This is a genomic window from Oceanivirga salmonicida (assembly GCF_001517915.1).
GTDB lineage: Bacteria > Fusobacteriota > Fusobacteriia > Fusobacteriales > Leptotrichiaceae > Oceanivirga > Oceanivirga salmonicida.
In genome coordinates this window covers 1-778 of record NZ_LOQI01000146.1, presented here as the reverse complement: position 1 = coordinate 778, position 778 = coordinate 1, and the positions used below count along the sequence as shown (strand labels likewise).

1 protein-coding gene is annotated in these 778 nt (G+C 60.0%); it reads right to left on the bottom strand.

Annotated features, from left to right (window positions below; translation table 11 throughout):
- Positions 1 to 85 precede the first annotated feature (85 nt).
- On the bottom strand, positions 86 to 778 hold a 693-nt coding region (locus AWT72_RS10245; protein ID WP_082680605.1), incomplete at its 5' end, for an ArsB/NhaD family transporter.

Below are 778 nucleotides of genomic sequence, written 5' to 3'. Positions count from 1 at the left end.
CGCCGCTGTTACGGATCAGCGCCAGCGTATTACGCGAGGTGCCGCAGTCAGGGTTATGGTAAATGGTGATGCTCATAGTACGTTCTCATGGCTGGTTGAAGGAGAGACGCAGCGCCAGCGCGGCCAGCGTCACGAGCAGTACCGGCAGGGTCATGATAATGCCGCAGCGAAAATAATAACCCCAACCGATGGTGATGTGCTTTTGCGCCAGCACATGCAGCCACAGCAGCGTGGCCAGGCTACCAATTGGCGTAATTTTCGGCCCCAGATCGCAGCCGATGACGTTGGCATATATCATAGCCTCTTTGATAGCCGCTGATGCCGTGCTGCCTTCAATCGACAGGGCGCCGACCAGTACGCTGGGCATATTATTCATGATCGAAGAGAGGAAGGCCGACAGAACACCAGTGCCCAGCGTCGCGGCCCAGAGGCCGCGCTCCGCCAGCATGTTCAGCACCGTGGTCAGATAGTCCGTTAACCCGGCGTTTCGCAGACCATACACCACCAGATACATTCCCAGCGAGAAGATCACTATCTGCCACGGGGCGCCGCGCAGCACCTTGCCGGTGTTAATTACCCGCCCGCGCTTCGCGACAGCAAACAGGATCCCGGCGCCGAGCGCCGCGATGGCGCTGACCGGGATCCCCAGCGGTTCAAGGACGAAAAAGCCAGCCAGCAACAGCAGCAGCACGCCCCAGCCGGTGCGGAACGTCGCTGGATCTTTTATCGCCGTGGCCGGCGCTTTCAGTAACGCCATATCCCAGGCCGGCGGGATATC